This window comes from Planktothrix sp. FACHB-1355 (genome assembly GCF_014748295.1).
Taxonomy (GTDB): domain Bacteria; phylum Cyanobacteriota; class Cyanobacteriia; order Cyanobacteriales; family Aerosakkonemataceae; genus Aerosakkonema; species Aerosakkonema funiforme_A.
This window is the reverse complement of sequence record NZ_JACJUP010000535.1, coordinates 1-4,399: the sequence shown is the minus strand read 5'-3', so window position 1 is coordinate 4,399 and position 4,399 is coordinate 1. Positions and strand designations below refer to the sequence as shown.

Here is a 4,399-nt window from a genome sequence, read left to right as displayed (position 1 = left end):
ACTGGATACATAGTAATTCCCGCCTCTTCCTCTTCTTCTTCTCCCTCCCCGTAGACGGAAAAAGGCTTAGGGATTGGGGTTTACCAACTTATCCAAATTGAGATAAAACACAATATTATTATCCGAACTTTGAATAACCTTTTCAATCGCTGGCGGCAAATTTCCCCGATCGTAAAGTTCGGGAACTTCACCAAAATTGTCCTCTGCTACTTGCAAAACAGTTGGAATTTCAGGCACAGGGATTGCAAAACGCTCTCCTTCCTTCAGGGTACAAACAATCAAGTATTGTCGTTCTCGATCGTCGCGACTGCTAAGAAAAAGCTGAGACGGATAGATGAGAGTAATGATTTCGTCTTTGTATTTTACTAAACTGCGATCGCGCAGTGTGCTGTTAGGCATATCGCTCTCAATCACCCCATGCGGCGTAAACTCATTGAGAACGTGCAGCACGCGGTCTATAGGAATAGCATATCGTTCGTTTCCCAGTTGAAAACAAAGCAGTTTATGGGTGGGTATTCGAGTTGGGAGATTGCGTTTACTGCGAAATCGTCTGTTCATATTTAATTGAAAAATTTTACTTTTTAATTAATTTAGCGATCGCCTCCAATAATTGACCCTCATTGTAAGGCTTAGTGAAATATTGGACAGCACCCAATTCCATCGCCAACTGACGATATTTTATACCAGAACGAGAAGTCAACATAGCAACTGGGATAGAGGCAAAGTGGGGATGAGATTTGAGACTGCTTAAAAGTTCAAATCCATCCATACGAGGCATTTCTATATCTGCAATTATCGCACTGCAATCAATACCTTGCTCCAACTTAGATAAAGCATCTTGACCGTCTTTAGCTTGTGCTACCCGGTAACGTGCGCGAGTTAGACTTTGCGAAAGTAACTGCCGGATAGTGTAAGAATCATCTACAACTAAAATTTGCGGTTGCAAACTAGAGGGAGGCGTCAGCAAATCAGTGCGTACACCCAGCGAAGATTTATTTTCAACGGAAATAGTCATGCTGCTGTGAGTGTGAAATTCTTCTAGCAGATCGTCCACATCTAAAATAGTAACTACCTGACCGTCACCGAGAATTGTGCAACCAACAATACCGCGTGGTTTAGATATAGGAGGAGGCAGCGGTTTGACAACAATTTCTTGTTGACTGAGAATGCGATCGACTGCGATCGCGACAACTCCTTCGCTAGAAGCTAAAACGATCGCAGGAATTGAGTCTTGAGGCAGCGATTCAGCAGATGATGAGAGATCGGGTATATCGTAGTGCAATAAATCTTGCAACTGCACCAGCCGAATAAACTCCTCCTCCCACCACAACATCGCTTGATTACCTGCCATTTGAATTCGATCTGGTTGAATGTGGATAATTTCTTCTATCGCATCCAACGGGATTGCGATCGTATTTTTTCCCACCATCACCAACAAAGCATCAGAGATCGAAAGCATTAGCGGTAGCTTCAAAATAAAACTGGTGCCTCTACCAGGACGGGAATCGACTTTAATCGTGCCGCGTACTTGCCGCAAATTGTTGCGAACAACATCAAGACCGACTCCTCTACCGGAAAGGTCAGTCACCTCTTTAGCAGTACTAAAACCAGGCCAAAAAAGGAATTCGTACAATTCGGCAATCGAAAGATCCGCTGCTTGTTCGGGTGCGACTAAACCTTTTTCGACAACTCGCGATCGAATACCTTCCGGGTCAATACCTCGACCATCATCCGTAACAGTAATAATAGTTTGTCCGCCTTGGTGACGCGCTTCAATTTCAATTTGACCGCTGGCCGGTTTACCCGCTGCAATCCGCGCTTCCGGCGATTCGATGCCGTGATCGAAAGCATTGCGTAACAAATGCACTAAAGGATCGCGCAAAGCATCGAGTAAAGTTTCATCTATTTTAGTATCCCTTCCCAACAGCAGCAGATTTACATCTTTGTTAAATGTGCGGCATAATTCTCGCAGAGCTCTCGGCAAACGATCGACTGCGCGACTGAATGGCACCACTCGCAATTGCATAACGCGACTGCGAAGTCGATCGGTAATGCGGCGAAGTTGGTCGGTGCTGCGTTCAAATTTTACCGCCAATTCATCTACTAAACTTGCCGACTGAGCGATCGCTTGTGTAATTTCAATTAATTCTACTGCTTTGGCGTGGAATTCTGTATATCGATCCATTTCCAAAATATCGAAGTGAGGTTTAGCAATTGGAGATTGAGAATTGCTTTTTTTTCCTATTTCCGATTTCCCATTATCCGTTCCCCATTCTCCCGCTAGACGATCGTATTCTTCTCGCAATTCGCTACCAAAATGATGCAACGAAGAAATGCTCTTGCGGATGCGTTTAGCTTCGGAACGCAATTGCGCTTCCTGGAGTTCAAAATTTGTCCGATTGATTACCAACTCTCCCACCAAATTAATCAATTCCGTCAGGCGTTCCACCTCGACTCGAATAGTCGGCTGATTTGAGGGAGAGATGGGAGATGGGAGAAGTGGGGGATGGGGGGACTGGGAGATGGGGGAAGCATTATTGCCATTTTCTCCCGCTCTCCCGCTCTCCTGTTCTACAACTCTCTCGCGCTCCTCAAGGAGTTGCAGATCGATCGCTTCTCCTTGCAACACTTTGGTGCGAATCTTCTGCAATTTTTGGGCAATTTTCCATCCAGAAGACTGCAACTGCTCTACACTCAAGTTGGGAGTATCGATCGCATCTCTCAATTGGTTGGCAATTTCAGCTAAGTAAGATAGCTGTAACATCCCCGCCACGCCTGAGATTTGGTAATAAATATTGTTGATAGTTGCTATTGTTTGAGGCAGGTTTTCCGCACTAGATTGAGAAAGTTCCGCTTCTAATTGATTAAATACAGATGGTAACTCGAATTCAAAAATCACCTTGACAGCTTCAGCGTTCACTAAACTGTTAATTGTGTAATTTGCAGTCTCTTCTTTTTGACCGTATTTAGCTTCCAGCGTTGTTTTGATTTGAGCGATCGCCAAAATATGAGGCTCTGTTGAAGATTCCGATTCTGCAATAGCAATTTCTTGATTTAATTGGTCAGGTCTAACTCCATCGGCGATAATTTTTAGACTATCTAAGCCATGTAATAAAGCAGTAATTGTAGATGATTCCAGTTCGGAAAGATCGACGCGATCGCGTAAAATTACAAAGCAATCTTCTAAACAGTGAGCCGCTTTTGATAAGCTATTAAATCCAAATATAGAAGACGAACCCTTAATTGAATGGGCACATCGGAAAAGCGTTTTAACTGTCTGCAAACGCTCCTCCGCAGAACTGCTACTTTCCATCGCCAAGAGATTTGCTTCCATAGTTTGCAGAAACTCCTGGGTTTCAGCTATAAATATACCGATTAGCTCATTAAAATCTTCAGGGTTCATATAGCTAGAGGCATACTAAAAACTAAAGAAATCTATTTTAGTCCCTTTTTTCTTGTTCTGTCGCCTTCAACAGTTTCATTTTTGAGTTGTCCAGTTCCTTTTGACTGAGGGGAAAATAGCCGACTTTTCTAATTTCTTGGTTGATATAAGTTAGGTAAAAGTTGATGAATGCTCTCACCTGCGGCTTTTTGCGAATGGTATTAACATCCGAGTACATCAAGAGCTGGCGACCCAAAAGGTATTTGCCATTCTCCACCGTTTCAGCTTTTGGTTCGACCCCTTCGATCGAAATAGCTTTCAGGGTATCAGCATTATGTTGATAATACGAATAAGGCAAAAATGTAATGGCGTATGGATTAGCCGCAACAGCTTGAATTATGTAATCATCATCGTCGGTGAATTGAGAGTTAGGCGAGTTCAGAAGCAGCTTATCTTTATCATCCAAGACTTTCTCAACAAACAAGCTGAACCTTGAAGCTGTAGAACTGGGAAGGATGCGTTGAATTTTTTCGTTAGGCCATTTGGGATTTACATCCGACCACTTCTCGGCGGTAAAAAGCGCAGCTAATTCTTTTGTGGTGGCGTTAGTCAGCAATGTATTCTTTCTGTTGATGACGACAGCCACAGCATCGCTACCGATGCGAAACTCCACAGGCGTGCGACCGTTGGCAGTGCAAGCCTTAATCTCGTCTTCTTCGATCGGACGGCTGGCATTGGCAATGTCAGATTTCTTCTCTTTACAGAAAAGATTGAAGCCAGCCCCAGTACCAATACTGTAAATATCGATCGTACCCGCATAGCCATATGCAATGAAGCGTTCGTAGATGGCTTTAGAGAGGGGAAAAACCGAAGAACTGCCAGCCACAGTCAGATTCCCCTCTACTTCCAGAGGGTCAATTTCTGGTAGCCTGACCCCACTGGAGTTCTTAGTTGTGGGGGCAGTTACGAGTTGTGCGATCGCTTCTGGCTTAGCGGTCAAAGGTTTTTCAGATCGGA

General features: G+C 43.9%; 3 protein-coding genes. All 3 read right to left on the bottom strand.

Annotated elements, in window-relative coordinates; all coding sequences use genetic code 11:
• Positions 1–66 precede the first annotated feature (66 nt).
• The gene (locus tag H6S82_RS20045; protein ID WP_190474800.1) at positions 67–558 is read right to left on the bottom strand and encodes a chemotaxis protein CheW; all 492 of its coding nucleotides are present in this window, start codon (positions 556–558) and stop codon (positions 67–69) included.
• Between the two features lie 16 nt (positions 559–574).
• The gene (locus H6S82_RS20040) at positions 575–3,403 is read right to left on the bottom strand and encodes a hybrid sensor histidine kinase/response regulator (protein ID WP_190474802.1); all 2,829 of its coding nucleotides are present in this window, start codon (positions 3,401–3,403) and stop codon (positions 575–577) included.
• 37 nt (positions 3,404–3,440) lie between these two features.
• A partial coding sequence (locus tag H6S82_RS20035) for a substrate-binding domain-containing protein (RefSeq protein WP_191056609.1) occupies positions 3,441–4,399 on the bottom strand: 959 nt, incomplete at its 5' end.

Bases quoted from the DNA above. Each gene is read 5' to 3' on its own strand.
- H6S82_RS20045 (WP_190474800.1), bottom strand. From the start codon at position 558: ATGAACAGACGATTTCGCAGTAAACGCAATCTCCCAACTCGAATACCC.
- H6S82_RS20040 (WP_190474802.1), bottom strand. From the start codon at position 3,403: ATGAACCCTGAAGATTTTAATGAGCTAATCGGTATATTTATAGCTGAA.